Origin of the sequence: Flavobacterium micromati, assembly GCF_900129585.1 — a bacterium.
Taxonomy (GTDB): domain Bacteria; phylum Bacteroidota; class Bacteroidia; order Flavobacteriales; family Flavobacteriaceae; genus Flavobacterium; species Flavobacterium micromati.
Genome location: NZ_FQWF01000001.1, coordinates 58,472 through 79,218, shown reverse-complemented (window position 1 = coordinate 79,218; position 20,747 = coordinate 58,472). Strand labels below are relative to the sequence as shown.

Genomic DNA, 20,747 nt, shown 5'->3' with positions numbered 1-20,747 from the left:
AATACGTTTAAAACTAGTAATTTTTACTGAAAATGCTTACTTTAGCGCTTTCTTAAAAATGAACTATTGAAAGCATTTATATTATTTTCTTTTTTGTTATTTAGTATTAAGATTCCAGCACAGTCCGCAAATACTATAGAAGGTTTTGTAAAAAATAACGATCAAAAAGCTGTTTTTAATGCTGATTTATTATTTATTTCGAAAACCAAAAGTTATAACGTCACAACGGATGATAATGGCGCTTACAAAATTGATTTACCAAATGATTTTTATACCGTTGAAGTACATTGTGTTGGTTTTATTTCAAAAAATGTAAACAAATACTTTGAAAGAAATACATTGCTGAACTTTATTTTGGAAAATGAAAGCAGTTCTTTAAAAGAAGTTGTCGTTTTGTCAAGGTCAAAAAAAATGATTTCCGTTTCCTCAGGAAACACTTTATCTTTTATTCCGGAAAAACTAGCATCCATACCTTCTATAATGGGAGTTCCGGATATTATTAAGTTATTACAACTTACCCCTGGAGTACAAAATTCTGGTGATGCAAATGGCTATTTATACGTTAGAGGTAGTGAACCAGGACATAATTTAATGCTTTATGCAGATGCTCCGATATATGGAATGGCTCATTTACTGGGTGTTTTCCCTTTTTATAATGCAGACCATGTTCAAGAAGTTCATTTTGATAAATCTAATTCAAATGCAAGAAACGGAGGAAGATTAAGTGCTACAGTTGCCGTCTTAAATAATAAAAGTATACCAACTAAATTTTCTGTAAAAGGGAATTTAGGATTGTTAGCTTCTCAAGCGACCTTTGCAGTGCCAATAAGCCCCGCAATGGGCTTTTACATTTCCAGCAGAAAAACATATATAGACGAAATTATCGCTCCTTTAATAGGTTCTTTTGATAATAATGAGAATAGTGATGTTAAGGATTTACGATACACTTTTGGTGATAGTAACTTGACTTTTATTGCTGCTTTTAAAAAAAGTAGCATGCTGACAATCGATGCTTTTACAAGCGGTGATGTCTTACGAATATCAGATTCAAATCTCGCACTCAATGCAAATTTGAAATGGAGTAATACTACCATTTCACCTAATTGGCGGTATCAATTATCCGACAGAATTGTCATGACTAATTTAGTTTATTTTTCTAAATATGAAAATAGCCTCAATTTGGAACAAGCAACTGTACAAATGCGAATATCTTCGATGATTAAAGATTATGGATTTTCTAATGCAGTAACGTATTCGATTGGAGATACATCCTACGAAACAGGTATGCAATGGAGCACTTATGAGTTGCAACCGCAAAAAATAGAAGTTAGTAATCTAAGTTCTAACGGTATCAATCAGCAATCAGTAATCAATAGAGCAAATAATCTGGCGGTATATGTCAATGCAAAACCAAGTTTATCTGATAAGATTTTCACTGAATTGGGTTTGCGAATTAATTATTATTCGTCTATTAACGGAAAGACATCTTACTTTCGTGCAGAACCAAGAATACTATTAAATTATATTCCTCAGGAAAAAACTTCTTTTTTTGTTTCTTATACGCTTCAGAATCAATACTTAAATCTGATCACAACATCTAGTGTTGGAATTCCAACTGATTTTTGGGTAGCAAGTTCTGATGGAATACCTGCTCAATCTTCAAATGAATTCTCAATGGGGTATAATCAAAAATTAAAAAAACAGCTGGACCTTTCACTAAGCAGCTTTTATAGGACAATGAATAATTTGATCGAATACCCTTATGGGGTGACACAATTTAATGAAATATCATCTTTTAAAAATGATGTTATAGTTGGAAACGGAAAGTCTTATGGTTTAGAATCGATGCTAAAAAAAGATTATGGTAATTTTAAAGGTTGGCTGAGTTATACTTTAAGTTGGGCAAATCGTCGATTTGATAAAATAAATGCTGGAGAGCAGTATTTTGCTAAATTTGATCGTAGACATAATTTGGCACTAGCAGTGACTTATGATTTAAATCCAAAATGGAATTTTGGATTAACACAAATCTTTAGCTCTGGAAATCGTTTTACAACACCTACATCGTGGTACTTTATAAATAATAATCCAGTAAAGGAATATGGTAAATATAATAATGCACAAATGCCAAATTATATTCGCACTGACTTATCTATTAACTATTTTTTTATAAAAAAATCAGACAAGGAAAGTGCTCTTAATTTTGCAATATTCAATACTTTTAATATCGTAAATCCAATATACACCGTTTTGAATGTTTCAATTGATTCGGAAAAGCAAAAAATAGAAGTTACCCCAGAAAGAAAAACCTTATACTCCATTTTACCTTCAGTAAGCTGGAGATTTAAATTTTAGATGATTATGAAACAATTTGTTTTATTGATTTTTTGTTTGCTTTTAATAAGTTGCAACCACAATGATTTTGAAAATAGTACCCAATTAGAATCTAAAATTGTGGTTGAAGGATGGATTGAATCCGGCGATTATGCACAAGTGATATTGTCTACCAGTATTCCCATTGCAGCTTCAGTTGACTCAACTACAATTTTAAATAATGTGATTAGGTCAGCGAAAGTAACTGTTTCCGATGGACAAAAGGAGGAAATTCTTAGATTGAAAAGGAATAACAGCCGAATTCCACCATTTGTTTATTACGGCAGTGAATTAGTTGGAGAGTCAGGAAAAAATTACTCTTTGAAAATAGAATATTTAGATCGAACAATTCAAGCAACAACAATAATCCCTAAAACAGTTGCTTTAAAAACTGCAACGTACATTAAGGAGAATACACAAGATACAACAGGTTATGTGTTTATAACCTTCAACGACCCCGTTTTAGAGAAGAATTACTATCAAATAACAACAAGAATCGATAAAGAGGAACCTATTTTTGTACCTGCTTTTTACGGAAATCTCAATGATGATAGATTCACTTCAAGCGCAGTTTCTATACAAATAAATAGAGGGATATTGATTTTTCCTAAAACGAAATTCAAGCCTTACTTTACTGATGGTGATTTAATTTATGTAAAGTTAAAAACTTTAAATAAGGAAGCTTTTGATTTTTGGAATAGCTGGCAAAACGAAATAGTAAATGGTAGAAATCCAATTTATCCTTCAAATACGAGCTTAAAATCAAACATATCTGGTGGTTTAGGGCTTTGGACGGGTTACGGTCAAAGTACACTTATAGTTAGAACTGCTGCAAAAAAGTAAAACCAAACTGAAAAAGTATTCAGTTTGGTTTTAATCTAGTTTTTAAAGAAATCTATCTTTCAAAAGACTTTAAAAAATCTTCGAATTTTTTTTCTAAATCATCAAATCCAGTTGAAAAATAGGCACTCATTTCTACTTCTGTATCGTCGTTGAATTTTAGGTAAAATACTTCATCATAATATTGCTGAGTAAATAATTCCCCTTTGTCACTCCACCAATCCCAATATTTGTCTGTCGAATTCCAAATTGGCAAGTTAAGGGTGGAGGCATATCCTTTTTCTGCTCGGGAAACAACATCAGCAATTTTAGTTCCATCTTTTTTAGAAACCAAAATTAACTTCATGTTTTTATTATAGTTTGCAACGCTCCCGTCTACTTCTTTTTTATCATAATTATTCCAAGCAGTAAAGTAACCTTTCCAGTCCGCTTTAGGATCTGAGTAGTCAAGTTCTGGTGGGTAAATCAAACTTTTTTCTAAAGCTTCGTCTTCTTTTCCTGACGTAGCCAAATCTAAATCAGCTACGATTATAAAATTATCCATAAGCTCAACAAGCCCATTAGCTTTTCCTCGATAAGAAACTAATACATCATCTTCTAACAACGCATCAATCTTTGCAGTACTGCCAGCAGTAAATTTTATTAGATTTTTGTTATTGTAAGTAAATATCGATTGAGCTGAATTTGGATCTCCTTTTTTGCCACTAATCTCGAAAGTATAACCATCATTTAATACCATTTTAAAGCTTGATTCATCTGGAGTTTCTTTTCCATTTGAGTATTTAGCTTTAGTTACAAAAGTTGCTGCTTGGGCTTTATCAATAGTTAAGATGGCATCAACTGAAGTAGGTAAGTAAAATTCATCATTTATCGCAGGCGTTTGCGTGTAAGCCTGAGTGTTTGGATTGTATACCCAGTTTCCATTGGTGTCTGAAAGTTTTACTTTTATATCAGATGAAACTGCAGTAGAAGACAGTACAGCATTGTTTAATGTTTGAGAGGCTTTCGCAGGAAAAACAAACTTTAGCTCAGTGGTTGAAATCGTTTTAATCCATAATTTGTTAGTGCTATTCCATGTGTAAATACCATAAACACCTGAGACATTTAGGATGTCTGCAATTTTATTATTATTCTTACCGCTAAATATATCAACTGAATTAACATCTAATAAATTTCCTAAATTTTGGATCGCTTCAACGGCTCCAGAAGTTTTCGATTTATTCATTTGAACTAACATTGCATTTGCCTCAGCTTCAAGTTTTACTTTTTGCTCTGCTGGAGTTAGTTTAGAATAAGGTTGTTTCATCAAGTTTGCAACTTGATCATTTAGGTTCTCTGAGCTTGTTTGACTGTTTTCGGTGTCATCATTGCTACATGAAGTTGTCATTTGAGCGACAACAAGTCCTAGTAGAAGGAATTTTTTAATCATAGTTTTTTATTTACTGATTTTTACTATTAATGTTGGGAAACAAATATTGTTTAATTTTAATAGCGCTGCAAAATTAAGTAATTAATAATTTTGTGCAATACCCACTTTTAATGATATTTTTGTAAATATCTTCAAAACCTAGTCAGTAAAAATAAAAATTCAATTGTTATATTTGTTGTTCAACATTATTAAAATTAAAAAATGTTATATTCAAATATAATTGGCACAGGACAACCACTTCTAATCCTTCACGGATTTCTTGGAATGTCTGACAATTGGAAAACATTGGCCTCACAATTTTCAGCTGATTTTCAACTTCACAATCTCGATTTACGCAATCACGGCCGAAGTTTGCATTCTGAAGACTTTAGTTACGAAGTCATGGTTCAAGATGTTGCGGAGTATTGCCGCATCCATGAATTAGAAAACATATTTATAATTGGTCATTCGATGGGTGGAAAAGTGGCCATGTTATTAGCAGCTAAACATCCTGACTTAGTCGCTAAATTAATTGTTGCTGATATTGGTCCAAAATTATATCCGCAGCACCATCAAGATATTTTAGCGGGATTAAATGCAGTAGATTTTTCTACTAAACCAAGCCGATCTGCAGTAGAAGACACGCTTTCAGAATACATTACTGATTTTGGAACAAGACAGTTTTTAATGAAAAGTTTATTTTGGCGGGAGCCAGCGCAACTGGCTTTTCGATTTAACTTAGCGGTTTTCAATGAAAAAATTGACGAAATTGGAATGGAATTATCCACCGACTTGATTTTTAATAACCCAACATTGTTTATTCGTGGTGGGAATTCTAGATATATTTTGGATAGTGACTTCGCTGATATAAAAAAACAGTTCCCAAACGCAATTATTAAAACAATTCCAGATGCAGGACATTGGCTTCACGCCGAAAATCCAGCCGAATTCTATCAAAAAACAATGTCATTTCTTATTTAAAGTTTCTGTCTAATTTAATTTTAGTGACGTAAGTGAATACCGTGTTTTATTCTTAGTTTTTGCGTGCTCATGTTTATAAATTGAAATCAATAGTTTTTATTGTAATAGCCAGTTAGATTAGTTACTTTTGCTCGCAAAATTATAGATAAGATAAAAGACAATGACGGCAGACAAATTAAAAACTTTCGATGTTTTAATCGAAATACCTAGAGGAAGTAGAAATAAATACGAATATGATTTCGAAATAAAAAGAATGCGTTTTGATAGAATGTTATTCTCTTCAATGATGTATCCAGCTGATTACGGATTTATCCCTGAAACTTTGGCTTTAGATGGTGATCCACTAGACGTGCTAGTTTTAGTAAACGAACCAACTTTCCCGGGATGCGTAATGGAAGTTAAACCTATTGGTGTTTTCCACATGGCTGATGATAAAGGACCGGATGAAAAGGTAATTTGCGTTCCAGTTTCAGATCCAATTTGGAACTCACTAAATGACCTTTCAGATATGAATCCGCATTTATTGAAGGAGATTGAGCATTTTTTCCAAGTTTATAAAGATCTTGAAAATAAGCGAGTAGATGTAGGTGGTTGGGGAGATGTAAAAGAAGCTTACGCCATCATTAAAGAATGCACGGAGCGTTTTGATCAAATTGAAAATAAACCAAAAGGATTATTTAGTATAAAGTAATTAAATTTTAAATTTTATAAACAAAAAAGCAATACTCCGTCAAGAGTGTTGCTTTTTTGTTTATTTTCGTTCAGATACATTATTAGTTTAACCAAAAACCAAAATGAAATTATGAATACAATAATGATTTACTTGCCAATTGCTATGGCCTTTATTGGATTAGCCTTTATGTTTGCCAAAAGACAATGGGTTCTAAAACAAGATCCGGGAGATGGAAAAATGAAGGAGATTTCAGATTACATTTATGAAGGAGCTATAGCTTTTTTAAAGGCGGAATATCGATTACTAACTTTTTTTGTTATAGGCGCCAGTGCTGTATTAGCCGGAATTTCATTTATTGTTCCTACTACACATATATTAATAGTTGTTGCTTTCGTTTTTGGAGCATTTTTCTCAGCACTTGCGGGAAATATGGGAATGAAAATAGCAACCAAAACAAATGTTAGAACTACTCAAGCCGCACGTACCAGTTTACCGCAAGCACTAAAAGTCTCTTTTGGTGGTGGAACGGTGATGGGATTAGGCGTTGCCGGTCTAGCTGTTTTAGGTTTAACAACTTTTTTTATTGCTTTCTTTCACTTTTTTATGAACGGCGTTTGGACTTCAACAGCCGATATGACTATTGTGCTTGAAACTTTAGCTGGTTTCTCCCTTGGAGCAGAATCAATTGCGCTTTTTGCTAGAGTTGGTGGTGGAATTTATACGAAGGCTGCCGATGTTGGGGCTGATTTAGTAGGTAAAGTTGAAGCTGGAATTCCTGAGGACGATCCTCGTAATCCCGCAACAATTGCGGATAATGTGGGCGATAATGTGGGCGACGTTGCAGGAATGGGAGCCGATTTATTTGGTTCTTATGTGGCTACAGTTCTAGCTGCGATGGTTTTGGGAAATTACGTAATCAAAGACATGGGTGGAAATATTCAAGATGCTTTTGGTGGAATAGGTCCTATATTATTACCAATGGCAATCGCTGGTTTTGGGATATTGTTCTCAATTATAGGAACCTTGTTAGTAAAAATTACCGATGAAAATGCTAAAGAGGCTCAAGTGCAAAAAGCGTTGAATATAGGAAACTGGGCTTCAATTATTTTGACGGCTGTAGCTTGTTTCTTTTTAGTGCAATACATGTTGCCAGAAACTATGAAAATGGATTTCTTTGGCGAAGGAACTAAAGAAATTTCTTCAATGCGTGTTTTCTATGCAACAATTGTTGGTTTAGTAGTGGGCGCGGTTATTTCATCAGTAACCGAATATTACACAGGATTAGGTACAAAACCCGTTATGGCGATTGTTCAAAAATCATCTACTGGTGCTGGGACAAATGTAATTGCTGGTTTAGCAACAGGAATGATTTCTACTTTTCCAACGGTCTTGCTATTTGCAGCAGCAATATGGACTTCGTATGCATTTGCAGGATTTTACGGTGTGGCATTAGCAGCTTCAGCAATGATGGCAACTACGGCAATGCAACTGGCAATTGATGCTTTTGGACCAATATCCGATAACGCTGGAGGAATTGCAGAAATGAGTGAGTTGCCAAAAGAAGTGCGCATGAGAACTGATATTTTGGACTCCGTAGGCAACACAACGGCAGCAACTGGAAAAGGATTTGCAATTGCTTCGGCTGCATTGACTTCACTGGCTTTGTTTGCGGCTTATGTAACGTTTACAGGAATTGACGGAATCAATATTTTTAAAGCACCCGTATTAGCGATGCTATTTGTGGGCGGAATGATTCCTGTAGTTTTCTCTGCTCTAGCGATGAACTCTGTGGGGAAAGCAGCTATGGACATGGTTTATGAAGTGCGTCGTCAGTTTAGAGAAATCCCCGGAATTATGGAAGGAACCGCCAAGCCTGAATATGCAAAATGCGTTGATATTTCGACCAAAGCCGCTTTACGCGAAATGATGTTACCGGGAATTCTAACAATTGGTTTTCCTATTGCAGTTGTGTTACTCGGAAAATTAGTTTATGCCGATAACAATCAATTAATTGCTGAAATGTTAGGTGGTTATATGGCTGGAGTCACCGTTTCGGGTGTGCTTTGGGCTGTTTTTCAAAACAATGCTGGTGGTGCCTGGGACAATGCTAAAAAATCATTCGAAGCTGGGGTAATGATTAATGGCGAAATGACCTACAAAGGTTCTGATGCTCACAAAGCGGCTGTAACTGGTGATACCGTGGGAGATCCATTTAAAGATACTTCTGGACCGTCAATGAATATTTTAATCAAATTAACTTGTTTGATTGGTTTAGTAATTGCACCAATTTTAGGAGAGGGAAGCGATACAATAATTACCGAGCCAGTCACAACTCAAAGTAGTTCTAAAGAAGTTTCAATTGAGAAATCAAATATTGATGGGAAAGCAACAGCAACTGTAATTACAATTATAAACGGTAAAAGAGAAGTTCAAAACTTTGAGGGAACCGATGTTGAAGTTCAAGCAAAAATTGATGCTTTGAAATAAAATCTAAATAACCTTTGTCAAAGTTTTAAAACTTGACAGAGGTTTGCAAAAAATGCCTCACTCTAGAAATTAAGAGTGAGGCATTTTTATTTGCTACATGTAAATTACTGTTCTAGTGCATATTCTTTAATTAAAATAGGAGCCGGAATATGAAGCGTTTCTGTTAAAACTCTAATCTGTTTAATAGTTACCTGATACAATTTAAATCTTTTTAATAGAGCGACATGACTGAGACGCTTCCAGCGTGACAAATAGCACTAGAGGAAATACAATTTAAATCTTTTTAATAGAGCAACATAACTGAGACGCTTCTAGAGTGACAAAAAGCACGAGAGGAAATGCATTTTAAATCTTTGTAATATAGCGACATGACTGAGACGCTTCCAGAGTGACAAATAGCACGAGAGGAAATGCAATTTAAATTTTTTTAATAGAGTAACATCAATGAGATGCTTCTAGCGTGAAAAATAGCACGAGAGAAAATACATTTTAAATCATTATAATTGAGTGACATTAATGAGACGCTTCCAGCGTGACAAATAGCACGAGAGGAAATGCAATTTAAATCATTATAATTGAGCGACATGACTGAGACGCTTCCAGCGTGACAAATAGCACGAGAGGAAATGCATTTTAAATCTTTTTAATAGAGTAACATTAATGAGACGCTTCCAGCGTGACAAATAGCACGAGAGAAAATGCATTTTAAATCTTTTTAATAGAGCAAGATTTATGAGACGCTTCCGGCGTGACAAATAGCACGAGAGGAAATGCAATTTAAATCTTTGTAAGTTTGAAGATCTAATTATGATTATTCAAATACGTTTGAAGTTCTGAAAACTTGTATGACAATCATATCGATAAGAAAAAAAATGCCTCAAATAGTGTCTAGCTTTTTGAGGCATATTTTTTATTTTTACGGACTGCTTTATCTCTGTGTAAATCTGTGTTTAAAACAACCCGTTTAATTCAGCGTCAATTCTATTGAAAATGATTCCTAAATCTTCAGGGTTATCTACAAAGTTGATGTTGTCCACATCAATTATCATTAATTTACCCTTATCATACGTTTCGATCCATCCTTCGTAACGCTCGTTTAAGCGACTTAAATAATCAATAGAAATTGAGTTTTCATACTCGCGTCCTCTTTTATGGATTTGTCCCACGAGATTTGGAATTGAACTTCTCAAATAAATTAATAAATCAGGGGCTTTTACCGTAGATTCCATTAATTCAAAAAGCGATGAATAATTCTGAAAATCTCGATTGGTCATCAAACCCATCGCATAAAGATTAGGCGCAAAAATATGAGCATCTTCATAAATGGTTCGGTCTTGTATGATTTTTTTACCGCTTTCGCGAATTTGCATGACTTGACGAAAACGACTGTTCAAGAAGTAAATTTGTAAATTAAACGACCATCGCTCCATTTGATGGTAAAAATCATCTAAGTATGGATTGTCAACGACGTCTTCATAATGCGGCTCCCATCTAAATTGTTTCGCTAGTAAACGAGTCAAAGTAGTTTTTCCAGAACCGATATTTCCTGCTATTGCTATGTGCATTATGGTATTGTGATTTTATAATTGGTAATTCCTTCGTTGGTAAAAATAGATAAAATTTGGTCTCTGTAGTAAAAATTTTTAAACGATTTTTCTGAAATTTCTATTACGTAGTTTTTATCTTTTTCTAAATCTTTTAAAGTCAAAATCGAATTTTTAGCATAAATATATTTGCTTTCATTAACAATCGAAATACTATCAAAATCAGGAATTAATCCCTTGAAGGTTACTTTTCCAAAAAGATCACAATTGTAGAAATTATTTTTAGTGTCAATCCAATAAAAATAATTAAAATTAGATGCGTAAATTTTACTTGGTTCGATAAAAGGAACTGAAATAGTTTTGTAATGGTTATTTAAATAATCATAAAGTCCTAGTTGTTGATTCATACTGTTAGAAATCCACAGTCGGTTTTGGGACGCAATGCCAATTGCTGTTGCAACTATAGGAATCGCACTATCTGAAAAATTGATTTTTTGACTTTCATTTAATTGATTATCTAAAGTGACAATTGTATTGAAATTTTCATAAAACAGCACAATTTTCAAAGGATTTTGAAGATCTACTTTAGTAATTCTACCCAACGCAACATTTTTATATTCAAAATTCTCATTGCTGTTAATTTTTGAAAACACATTGTTTTGTATCGAATAATGATAACCAAAAGGATCGTATCCTAAGAACTCATCACCATTAAATTGAATGGTACTTATTTTGGTAGGATTTATTTTCTGGTTCTGACTTGAAACAACAGAGACTGATAAAATAAATAACAAACATATTACATTTTTCATGAAAGCGAAATTACAACTAAACCATTTATAAAATTGTTAGTCTTACCCTTATTTAACAGAAAACTTGTAACAAAAATAGAATAGTTTACTCTAATTTGATAAATCAAAAACTATGTATAAACTTATTTTCACTTTAGTATTAGCCATAGCCTCGTATGTGGGGCTTCGAGCTCAAGAATTTCAAGGAATTGCAGTATATGAGTCTAAAACGAGCACCGCTGATTTTAAAACTCAAATGGAAGGAAATAAAAACATGACTCCTGACATACAAAAAATGATTGAAGAAAGAATGAAAAAAATGTTTGAAAAAACATTCATTCTTAATTTCAATAAATCGTCATCAATTTACAAAGAAGAAGAGAAATTAGAGGCCTCTGCACAAGCAAGTGCTGGCATGAGAATGATGAGTTCTATGACTGGCGGCGGCGGAACTTTATATAAAAACGTTAAAGAGAAATCTTATACGGTAGATAAAGAATTTATGGGTAAAGAATTTTTAGTAAAAGACTCGTTGACAAATTTAAATTGGAAATTAGAGTCGGAAACTAGAATAATTGGTGGTTATACTTGTTACAAAGCCACTGCTGTCAAAGCGCCAAGCACCAGTGACTTTAGAAACTTCCGACCTAAAAAAGAAGAGTCGAAAAAGGAAGAAGATAAAAAAGAATTGGGTAAAAAAGAACCTACCAAACCTACAGAAGAAAAGAAAACGAATTTCATGGATGCGATTGAATTACCAAAAGAAATTACGATTACGGCTTGGTACACGCCAGAAATCCCAGTAAATCAAGGGCCAGAAAGTTATTGGGGACTGCCAGGTTTAATATTAGAAGTGAATGATGGTAAAACTATTACTTTATGCTCTAAAGTAGTTTTAAATTCTAAAGATAAAGTAGAAATTAAGGCTTCAACTAAAGGGAAAGTGATTTCTCAAAAAGACTACGATGAAACCGTGATCAAAAAGATGAAGGATTTTAGAGAAATGAATCAAGGTCGTGGAGCAACTGGTGGAATGCCAATGAGATTTGGAGGTTAAAACTAATTCTCAACAATTTTTAAATAAATATTTTATTAAATGAAGAATTTCTTGCTTTTTGTGATGCTATTTTTAGTGTCCGTTTCTTATTCACAAAACATTCGTTTTGAAGGTTTGATTTTAGATAATGAAAAAATGCCACTGGAAATGGCTAATGTGATGGCGGTTAATCAAGCTACTAAAGCCATGGATGCTTACGCAATAACTACTGATAAAGGCAAGTTTGTTTTGAATTTAAAAGCTAAAACGGCTTATGTGATCAAGTTAAGTTACATTGGCATGCAAAATAAAGAAGTTGCAGTAATTACACAAGCGGAAAACATAATTCAGAATATCATAATGGATGCTGGCGGGATTGAATTAGACGGTGTTGAAATTGTACGTGAAATGCCAGTTTCTATCAAAGGCGATACAATTATTTATAATGCAGATTCCTTTAAAACGGGAGAAGAACGAAAACTAGAAGATGTTTTTAAGAAACTTCCTGGCTTTGAAGTCATGCCAGATGGGCAAATTCAGGTGGAGGGTAAAAAAGTGGCTAAGTTATTTGTAAATGGTAAACCATTTATGGAAGGCGATACGAAATTAGGTTCTAAAAACATTCCTTCTGATGCTGTAGACAAAATTCAAGTTTTGCGTAATTTCAATGAGGTTTCACAAATGAAAGGTCTTGAAAATAATAATGATGATATTGCTCTAAATATAAAACTTAAAAAGGGAAAAGATAAGTTTTGGTTTGGGGATGTGAGTGGTGGTTTAGCTAATGACAAAGGGTATATTATCAATCCTAAAATGTTTTATTATTCGCCCAAAACAAGCATAAATTCTATCGTAAACTTTAATAATATTGGAGAAGTTTCATTGACCTCTGCAGATTTTTTCAGGATCACAGGTGGTGCCAGAAACACAATTGGTAGAAGCGGAACTACATTAACGCTTAATCGAAATTTCTTTGGTCTTTCTGGGGTCGATAATGTGGCAAAGGCAAGTGATAAATTTGGAACTTTAAACATAAATCAATCTTTTTCAAAGAAATGGAACGTAACTGGATTTGCCGCATATTCATCTACTTTTAATCGGACCATCACTAATTCTGAAAGAGCTATTTTTCAACCCAATACAACCGAAATCGCAACTCTTGAAAACAGAGATAATAGAACCGACTCTAGGAATAATGCTTTCATTTCAAAACTTGGGTCAAAGTATAAGGCAAATGATAATTTCCAGCTTGATTACGATGTGTTTTTTAGGAAAAATGGTCAAGAAGAAATCGATAATAGCCAGACAAATTTTAATTCGATAAACAATGGAGTTGTTTTTAATAGTTCCAATTCTATTATTTCATTCCAAAAGCAAGATCCAGTAGCATTTAACCAAAGTTTAAATTTATTTTACACTCAAAACCCAAAGAGTACTTGGGTTGTAGAAATGCAACATCAATATGAGGACGAAGATCCATTTTATAATCCCCAACTTGCAATTAATCCATATCAAAATAGCACGTCATCAAATCCAGATGATCCCTCTAATATTTTTGTTAATGAAAACGCATTAAACATACAACAATCCAGATTTGTAAAAACTAATAAAATTGATGTTAAAATTGATTATTACTATCAAGTTTCTAATAAAAGTATATTTAATGTGACTCTAGGAAATACAAATGCTTTTCAAAGTTATAATTCTAGTATTTTACAAATCCTACAAGACAATACTGTAAATCCAATTGAAGAGGATGCGTACAATAACGATGTACGATATAATTTTAATGATGTTTTTTTAGGACTTCATTACAAGTTTATTGTGGGTAAGTTTACCTTCAATCCTGGATTTTCGGTTCATCAATACAATACTGACAACACACAATTTAGCACACCTTTTCAATTAAATTTCAGTCGGTTTTTACCTGATATGTTTGCTCGATGGGATTTGAAAAAATCAGAGAATCTAACATATAATTTTGATGTAAAAAATGGTTTTAACGATGTCAATTCATTAGTAGAAGGTTACATATTTACTAATTTTAATAGTATTGCCAGAGGTAATTCACAATTAGAAAATTCGTTAATCACTACCCATAGATTAGTTTATTCTAAATATAATCTATACAATTTCACAACGATATTTGGTAACATCGCTTACACAACTACTAAAAATCCGGTTGTTAATGGTATTTTATTCCAAAGCATTTACTCGACTTCAGACCGATTAAATTTAGATGCAGAAAATGAAACTTTAAACGGAAATCTATTTTACTCCAAAAGTTTTAAGAAGTATTACAAAGTAACGGGCGGAATTACTGCAAGTTGGAATAAAAATTTCGTTTTAAACAGAAGGTTAATTAATGGTAATACTCAAGAATTTATACAAGGTATTGAAAACGTAAATCATGGATACAACCTGGCGCTAGCAACGCAATTTAAAAAATATCCTAACATAGATTTAGGTTACCGAATTAATTTTTCAGAGCAAGCAGCAACGCTTTTCACCACACAATCGCCAACTGTAAAATTGAATTACTATTTCTTAAATGGTTTAAATATCAACTGGGATTATTCTTTTAACCGATTTAAAAATGAAACTACTAGTGTAGCCAATGATTTCAAAATCATGACCGCTAGCTTAAACTACATAAAAAAAGACACCAAGTTTGAATATCGAATTCAAGCAAATAATCTACTCAATACAAGATCAAGATTAAATAATACTTTTAATGTAAATGGTTACAACGCGAGTGAAAACGTTATTTTGCCAAGGTTTGTTACTTTTATTTTAAAGTATAATATTTAGAAATTAAAAAAGGGGATTTTGTTTTAACAAAATCCCCTTTTTTAATTTAAGTATCTATTGAATTACAATCCAAAAGCGGTTTTAACTTGATCTACAAAATCGAGTTTCTCCCACGTAAATAAATCTACTGTAACTGTTTTAGTTAATCCACCTGGAGCGGTAAATGTTTTTGTAACTGTTTCTGGCGTACGACCCATGTGGCCGTAAGCCGCAGTTTCGCTATAAATTGGATTTCTTAATTTCAAACGTTGCTCTATAAAGTAAGGACGCATATCAAAAATAGCTTCTACTTTCTTCGCAATTTCTCCATTAGTTAAGTTAACTTTTGATGTTCCATACGTATCTATAAAAATACCCATCGGTTTTGCTACGCCAATAGCATACGAAACCTGAACTAAAATCTCATCGGCAACACCAGCTGCAACTAGATTTTTAGCGATATGACGTGTCGCATAAGCTGCACTTCTATCTACTTTACTTGGATCTTTTCCAGAGAAAGCACCACCACCGTGAGCTCCTTTTCCTCCATACGTATCTACAATAATTTTTCTTCCTGTAAGTCCAGTATCTCCGTGTGGTCCACCAATTACAAATTTCCCAGTTGGATTTATATGATATTGAATAGCATCATTAAATAAATGAGCATGTGCAGGATTTTTTGCGATTATTCGAGGTATCAAAATTTCAACAAGATCTTTTTTAATTTTTGCTAGCATTATAGCTTCTTCATCAAAATCATCGTGTTGAGTCGAAATTACAATTGCATCAATACGTGTTGGTTTATTGTCATCACTGTATTCTAAAGTTACCTGAGATTTTGCATCTGGACGTAAATAGGTGATTTCATTATTCTCACGTCTTAAAACAGCTAATTCCTGTAATAATTTATGCGATAAATCAAGCGCCAATGGCATGTAATTTTCGGTTTCATTTGTTGCGTAACCAAACATCATTCCTTGATCACCAGCGCCTTGCTCTTCAGGATTAGCTCTGTCTACACCTTGATTAATATCGGCAGACTGTTCGTGTATTGCCGAAAGTATGCCGCATGAATTAGCTTCAAACATGTATTCGCTTTTCGTGTAACCAATTTTTCTGATGACTTCACGAGCAATATGTTGTACATCTAAGTACGTATTTGATTTTACTTCACCGGCTAAAATTACTTGACCAGTAGTTACTAATGTTTCACAAGCTACTTTGGAATTAGCATCAAATGCTAAAAAGTTATCAATTAATGCATCTGAAATTTGATCTGCAATTTTGTCTGGGTGTCCCTCACTAACAGATTCTGACGTAAATAAATAAGCCATAATAAATATTATTTTTAAAATTAAACGAGGAAAAATAATTGCTGAAAAGGGCTAAAGGAGAGTTTCTGCTTTAGCATTTTTTCTACTGAAGATTTTCAGTATTCACAATGAATAGTTTTCATTATGAAGAGGTTGCAATCAGTTCAAATTTTTCCTCTTGTATTCGGGTGCAAATGTATGAAACGATTTTGAATTGTAAATTAATCTTTTGTCTTTTTAATGTAATTAAAGATTTTTTAACATAGTCTACTTAATCGATGGGCTTTGTAAATTAAATTGATTTTTATTTGGTTAACTCAAAAATAGTTTGCAAATTTGTTTCAATTAAAAATTAAAAATGAATTCAATCATGATGAAAATGTGTTGCATAATGTCGGAGTCATCCGCAGAGCATGCTGTAAAATAGTTTTAAAATTTAAAACACTTCAGTAAAACCTCTGCTAAAAGTAGGGGTTTTTTTATGAACTAAAATTACGATCGAAGCCATGTGTTAAAACAAAAATCAATTTTCACAAACAAATAACTGACAACAATAAACTAATTAAAATTAAAATCTAAAATTATGAGCACACAAAAATTTGAAACAAACGCATTACACGCAGGACATGACGTAACAAAAAATGCAGGAACTAGAGCTGTACCCATTTATCAAACGAGTTCTTATGTATTTAATAATTCTAATCATGCTGCAAATCTTTTTGGCTTAGCTGAGCCTGGATTTATTTACACTAGATTAAATAATCCTACTAATGACATTCTAGAACAACGATTAGCTGCACTCGAAGGCGGAATAGGAGCTGTAGTCACGGCATCTGGAACTGCAGCAATTTCAACTGCTTTACTAGTTTTATTGAAAGCCGGAGATCATATCGTTGCTTCAAATAGTTTATATGGCGGAACCTATAATTTACTAAAAGTCACTTTGCCTAGACTTGGAATTACAACCACATTTATTGATCCATCTGATTCTAACAATTTTAAAAGTGCTGTTCAGGAAAATACAAGAGCAATTTTTGTAGAGTCACTTGGAAATCCAAAACTAGATGTTTTAGATCTAAAAAGTATTTCGGCTGAGGCCAAAGCTGCCAAAGTTCCGCTGATGGTTGATAATACCGTTGCGTCTCCTTATTTATTAAATCCAATTCAGTATGGAGCTGATATTGTAATTCATTCTTTGACGAAATACATAACAGGAAACGGAACTTCGCTGGGAGGTGTTATTATTGATTCAGGAAATTTCGATTGGTCTAATGGGAAATTCCCAGAATTTACAGAGCCATCCGCTGGTTATCATGGATTAATATATCATGAAGCTTTAGGTCAAGCTGCTTTTATTGCCAAGGTTCGAATTGAAGGATTGCGCGATTTTGGCGCAGCTTTGAGTCCGTTTAATGCGTTCCAAATCATTCAGGGTTTAGAAACTTTACCGATAAGAATTCAACGACATAGTGAAAATGCATTAAAATTAGCAACTTGGTTAGAAAATCATGATGAGGTAGCTTGGGTAAATTATCCTGGGTTGAAATCAAATAGATATTACGATTTAGCGCTAGAATATTTACCAAAAGGACAAAGTGGTATTGTTACTTTTGGATTAAAAGGAGGATTTGAAGCCGCTAAAAAAGTAGCTGATGAAACTAAGCTGTTTTCGCTTTTGGCCAATATTGGAGATACCAAATCATTGATAATTCATCCAGCAAGCACAACGCATCAGCAATTATCTGCCGATGAGCAAATAGCAACGGGCGTTTCGCAAGATTTAATTAGATTGTCTGTAGGTCTGGAGGATATTCAAGATTTAATCGATGATTTGAAAGTAGTTTTCGAGAGTGTTAAACAATCTCAGCTTGTCTAAACAATAGGTTTCGTAGTGATTTCCATTTTCTTATCAAACGGATTTTATTGAATTAAACAAAATTTTTTTACATTGAAAAATTAGATAATAAAGTTGCAAATGACAAAGTTGTGTAAGTTTTATAAATAATTTTATAAGTTTTTAAGGCAGCAGATTTATTAAATTTGCTCAACAATAAAATTATGCAAAAATTGTATTAATATTCCTAATTCTACAATCTTGACAATAAAATCAACGAACTAATTTTGTAAATAATGATCTTATGGGAACAAATGAACAGCTGATGGTAATTAAGAACAAAGCCAAAAAAGAAAATAGAAAAGGGAATCAAAAATGGAATAAGTATCTCGATGATTATGGTAATTATATAAAAGAATACAAATTGCATTATAAAAAATCAAATGCAGGAAATAAAATTTCATTATCATTATACCCATACATGCAACAAAAACGGGAAGCGTTAAAACAGCGAATTAATAAAGCGCACAAAAACAATTGTTTAAACGATGACCAAATTAAAAGGCTCATTAATATGAATACAATAAGTTGACAAAAGACTTCCTTTAAGGAGAGTAAAAAACATATTCTTATCGGATATATTAGAAACAATTTTAATATTTAAAATTAGGAAAAATGGAAATCAATTCTAAAATTCGTTTAATGTTTAAAGTATTTTGTTATATATCCTGCCGGTCGCTTACCAAATAATTTTATGTCAAAATTATAATGTAAAAGCTTCCCAAATAACGGAAAGCTTTTTTTTTGAATTTGAACAATTAAAATACATTCTTAGAAAAAAAGAATAGTTTGCCATGAATAAAAATATGACACAGAAAGGAATTATTATCTCAGTCAAAAACTTGACTTGCGTAAATGCCATAGGGAGTTTTTACGTATGTTGACAGCCAAAAGTATAAGTTAATAGCACAACTTAAAACCCTTTTGGATTCAGCTCTAAAAGGGTTTTTCCTTTTATAAATGCTTGTAATTAAATTTAAATGTAACACGAACAAAACAAATTATCAATCTAAAAACAAACAGTTATGAATGCAACTAATTTTTTCGTCAGGCCGTTCAGGCGTTTTAAGAATTTTACTTCTCGAAGTAATTCAAAAGAAATCAGTCAGGAATCAAATAAATTGATTCACCCGAGATTTGAAATTTCAAAAAATGATGATTTGCAACAAAAAATCGTATCTAGTTCATTACTTTTTTTAATGTATTCTGAAGAAAATGATGCGCTGTTCATTTAACCAATCGGAATCATTTCCAGACATGAAATTTCTAGTAGAAGTTTTCAAATTGTCGTTTTGACGAGCTTGAATAGAAAAATATCTTTTCAAATTCCTGTCAAGACGACAATTTTCATTTATTTTTTTATCTTTTGATAAAAAAGACAGCTATTTCGATTGCGTATAAAAATTTGGTTGTTAAAAAAAATTGTGCTTAATTTGCATTCATAAGTTCACAAACGTATTGAAATGTTATAAAGAAAGGCAGAGGGATTAGACCCGATGAAGCCTTAGCAACCCTTCGATTTATCGAAGAAGGTGCTGCATTCTACCACGCTTCACGTGGGCAGATAACACTAAGAATTTGTCTAGATTACTGCTAGCTTTCTTTCTAATATTTCCAGACACAAATCAAAAATCATAACAGATTTGAAATTGGAAAATAAACAACAATCTATTATAATAAATAATTTCACCACTGAAAATGGTGCTTTTTATGCTACCTTAAATTTAAGTTTTCAAGTTTTTGGACCAGCGCTGCATTCTGCGCCAATTGTTTTGGTCAATCACGCACTCACTGGAAATTCACAAATAATAGGTGAAAACGGTTGGTGGAATGATTTGATTGGACTAAACAAAACAATTGATACGGCTAAATATTCAGTTCTCGCATTTAACGTTCCTGGAAATGGTTTTGATGGTTTTATAATAGAAAATTATCAGGATTTTAAAGCTAGGGATATTGCTAGAATTTTTCTCGAGGGAATTCGCTTTCTTAAAATAAAACAACTTTATGCTATACTAGGTGGCTCTATAGGTGGCGGAATTGCTTGGGAAATGTCAGCTTTAGAACCAAAAATCACTCGACATTTAATCCCGATTGCAACCGACTGGAAATCGACAGACTGGATGATTGCAAATTGCTTTTTGCAAGAGCAAATCTTAAATAACTCTTCAAAACCAATTGAAGATGCTAGAATCCATGCGATGTTATGTTATCGAACTCCTGAATCTTTTACAGCCAAATTTGAGCGAACAACCAATAATGAATTAGCAGTTTTTAATGTGGAGAGTTGGTTGCTACATCATGGACAGAAATTACAAAAACGTTTTCAGCTTTCTTCATATAAAATGATGAATCAACTACTCAAAACTATTGATATAACTAGAAATAAAGAAACCTTTGAGATCATAGCTTCCAAGATTGAAGCTGATATTCACATCATCGGAATTGATTCTGACTTGTTTTTTACTGCCGATCAAAATAAATTGACTTATCAAGAATTAAAGGGAATCAAAAATAATGTTAGCTATCAAGAATTGGTTTCCATTCATGGGCACGATGCTTTTTTGATCGAATATCAACAATTACACAACTTGCTCAAGGATATATTTTAGACTAA

The 20,747-nt window shown here is 32.8% G+C and carries 15 protein-coding genes and 1 riboswitch; of the genes, 11 read left to right on the top strand and 4 right to left on the bottom strand.

What is annotated here, in order from left to right; genetic code table 11:
* Positions 1 to 66 precede the first annotated feature (66 nt).
* Together BUB42_RS00345 and BUB42_RS00340 are read left to right on the top strand one after the other, a co-directional pair.
* Positions 67 to 2,355 carry a TonB-dependent receptor gene (locus tag BUB42_RS00345; protein WP_073016106.1) on the top strand — a complete coding sequence of 763 codons (2,289 nt, stop codon included), beginning with the start codon at positions 67 to 69 and terminating at the stop codon, positions 2,353 to 2,355.
* A 6-nt stretch (positions 2,356 to 2,361) separates the two neighbouring features.
* Entirely contained in the window at positions 2,362 to 3,216 is an 855-nt protein-coding gene (locus BUB42_RS00340) for a DUF4249 domain-containing protein (RefSeq protein WP_073016723.1), read from the top strand.
* Positions 3,217 to 3,268: 52 nt separating this feature from the next.
* Here the strand turns inward: BUB42_RS00340 and BUB42_RS00335 are convergent, their stop codons facing one another.
* A complete protein-coding gene (locus tag BUB42_RS00335; RefSeq protein ID WP_073016104.1) occupies positions 3,269 to 4,642 on the bottom strand; it encodes a hypothetical protein in 1,374 nt (457 codons plus the stop codon).
* 201 nt (positions 4,643 to 4,843) lie between these two features.
* Here BUB42_RS00335 and BUB42_RS00330 point away from each other — a divergent pair, with 201 nt between their 5' ends.
* From BUB42_RS00330 to BUB42_RS00320, 3 genes are all read left to right on the top strand, one after another.
* On the top strand, positions 4,844 to 5,602 hold the full coding sequence (locus BUB42_RS00330; RefSeq protein ID WP_073016102.1) for an alpha/beta fold hydrolase: 759 nt from the start codon (positions 4,844 to 4,846) through the stop codon (positions 5,600 to 5,602).
* 160 nt (positions 5,603 to 5,762) lie between these two features.
* Positions 5,763 to 6,293, top strand: coding sequence for an inorganic diphosphatase (locus BUB42_RS00325; RefSeq protein WP_073016100.1), 531 nt, complete (start codon positions 5,763 to 5,765; stop codon positions 6,291 to 6,293).
* 111 nt (positions 6,294 to 6,404) lie between these two features.
* The gene (locus BUB42_RS00320; protein WP_073016098.1) at positions 6,405 to 8,762 is read left to right on the top strand and encodes a sodium-translocating pyrophosphatase; all 2,358 of its coding nucleotides are present in this window, start codon (positions 6,405 to 6,407) and stop codon (positions 8,760 to 8,762) included.
* 950 nt (positions 8,763 to 9,712) lie between these two features.
* Here BUB42_RS00320 and BUB42_RS00315 read toward each other — a convergent pair.
* Positions 9,713 to 10,327 (bottom strand): deoxynucleoside kinase, encoded by a 615-nt coding sequence (locus BUB42_RS00315; RefSeq protein ID WP_073016096.1) that lies wholly within the window; start codon positions 10,325 to 10,327, stop codon positions 9,713 to 9,715.
* The gene (locus BUB42_RS00310; protein ID WP_073016094.1) at positions 10,327 to 11,118 is read right to left on the bottom strand and encodes a hypothetical protein; all 792 of its coding nucleotides are present in this window, start codon (positions 11,116 to 11,118) and stop codon (positions 10,327 to 10,329) included. The genes BUB42_RS00315 and BUB42_RS00310 overlap by 1 nt, the downstream gene beginning before the upstream one ends.
* Positions 11,119 to 11,230: 112 nt before the next feature.
* Here BUB42_RS00310 and BUB42_RS00305 point away from each other — a divergent pair, with 112 nt between their 5' ends.
* Positions 11,231 to 12,154 carry a GLPGLI family protein gene (locus BUB42_RS00305; RefSeq protein WP_073016093.1) on the top strand — a complete coding sequence of 308 codons (924 nt, stop codon included), beginning with the start codon at positions 11,231 to 11,233 and terminating at the stop codon, positions 12,152 to 12,154.
* A gap of 39 nt (positions 12,155 to 12,193) precedes the next feature.
* Positions 12,194 to 14,944 (top strand): peptidase associated/transthyretin-like domain-containing protein, encoded by a 2,751-nt coding sequence (locus BUB42_RS00300; RefSeq protein ID WP_073016091.1) that lies wholly within the window; start codon positions 12,194 to 12,196, stop codon positions 14,942 to 14,944.
* Positions 14,945 to 15,006: 62 nt separating this feature from the next.
* Here the strand turns inward: BUB42_RS00300 and metK are convergent, their stop codons facing one another.
* A complete protein-coding gene (gene metK, locus BUB42_RS00295) occupies positions 15,007 to 16,257 on the bottom strand; it encodes a methionine adenosyltransferase (RefSeq protein WP_073016089.1) in 1,251 nt (416 codons plus the stop codon).
* Positions 16,258 to 16,819: 562 nt separating this feature from the next.
* Between metK and BUB42_RS00290 the strand changes: the two genes are divergently transcribed.
* The 4 genes from BUB42_RS00290 to BUB42_RS00275 all read left to right on the top strand — a co-directional run bounded on the left by BUB42_RS00290 (position 16,820) and on the right by BUB42_RS00275 (position 20,742).
* Positions 16,820 to 18,112 carry an O-acetylhomoserine aminocarboxypropyltransferase/cysteine synthase family protein gene (locus BUB42_RS00290; protein ID WP_073016087.1) on the top strand — a complete coding sequence of 431 codons (1,293 nt, stop codon included), beginning with the start codon at positions 16,820 to 16,822 and terminating at the stop codon, positions 18,110 to 18,112.
* 262 nt (positions 18,113 to 18,374) lie between these two features.
* On the top strand, positions 18,375 to 18,662 hold the full coding sequence (locus BUB42_RS00285) for a hypothetical protein (protein ID WP_073016085.1): 288 nt from the start codon (positions 18,375 to 18,377) through the stop codon (positions 18,660 to 18,662).
* Between the two features lie 493 nt (positions 18,663 to 19,155).
* Positions 19,156 to 19,365: a hypothetical protein gene (locus BUB42_RS00280; RefSeq protein ID WP_073016083.1), complete on the top strand. Its 210-nt coding sequence runs from the start codon at positions 19,156 to 19,158 to the stop codon at positions 19,363 to 19,365.
* Between the two features lie 228 nt (positions 19,366 to 19,593).
* Positions 19,594 to 19,701, top strand: a riboswitch (SAM riboswitch).
* 78 nt (positions 19,702 to 19,779) lie between these two features.
* Positions 19,780 to 20,742, top strand: coding sequence for an alpha/beta fold hydrolase (locus tag BUB42_RS00275; RefSeq protein ID WP_244533848.1), 963 nt, complete (start codon positions 19,780 to 19,782; stop codon positions 20,740 to 20,742).
* Positions 20,743 to 20,747 lie beyond the last annotated feature (5 nt).

Excerpts from the sequence above, each read along its gene's own strand:
- BUB42_RS00340 (WP_073016723.1), top strand. The coding sequence starts at position 2,362 with ATGAAACAATTTGTTTTATTGATTTTTTGTTTGCTTTTAATAAGTTGC.
- BUB42_RS00335 (WP_073016104.1), bottom strand. The coding sequence starts at position 4,642 with ATGATTAAAAAATTCCTTCTACTAGGACTTGTTGTCGCTCAAATGACA.
- BUB42_RS00330 (WP_073016102.1), top strand. The coding sequence starts at position 4,844 with ATGTTATATTCAAATATAATTGGCACAGGACAACCACTTCTAATCCTT.
- BUB42_RS00325 (WP_073016100.1), top strand. The coding sequence starts at position 5,763 with ATGACGGCAGACAAATTAAAAACTTTCGATGTTTTAATCGAAATACCT.
- BUB42_RS00320 (WP_073016098.1), top strand. The coding sequence starts at position 6,405 with ATGAATACAATAATGATTTACTTGCCAATTGCTATGGCCTTTATTGGA.
- BUB42_RS00315 (WP_073016096.1), bottom strand. The coding sequence starts at position 10,327 with ATGCACATAGCAATAGCAGGAAATATCGGTTCTGGAAAAACTACTTTG.
- BUB42_RS00310 (WP_073016094.1), bottom strand. The coding sequence starts at position 11,118 with ATGAAAAATGTAATATGTTTGTTATTTATTTTATCAGTCTCTGTTGTT.
- BUB42_RS00305 (WP_073016093.1), top strand. The coding sequence starts at position 11,231 with ATGTATAAACTTATTTTCACTTTAGTATTAGCCATAGCCTCGTATGTG.
- BUB42_RS00300 (WP_073016091.1), top strand. The coding sequence starts at position 12,194 with ATGAAGAATTTCTTGCTTTTTGTGATGCTATTTTTAGTGTCCGTTTCT.
- metK (WP_073016089.1), bottom strand. The coding sequence starts at position 16,257 with ATGGCTTATTTATTTACGTCAGAATCTGTTAGTGAGGGACACCCAGAC.
- BUB42_RS00290 (WP_073016087.1), top strand. The coding sequence starts at position 16,820 with ATGAGCACACAAAAATTTGAAACAAACGCATTACACGCAGGACATGAC.
- BUB42_RS00285 (WP_073016085.1), top strand. The coding sequence starts at position 18,375 with ATGGGAACAAATGAACAGCTGATGGTAATTAAGAACAAAGCCAAAAAA.
- BUB42_RS00280 (WP_073016083.1), top strand. The coding sequence starts at position 19,156 with ATGAATGCAACTAATTTTTTCGTCAGGCCGTTCAGGCGTTTTAAGAAT.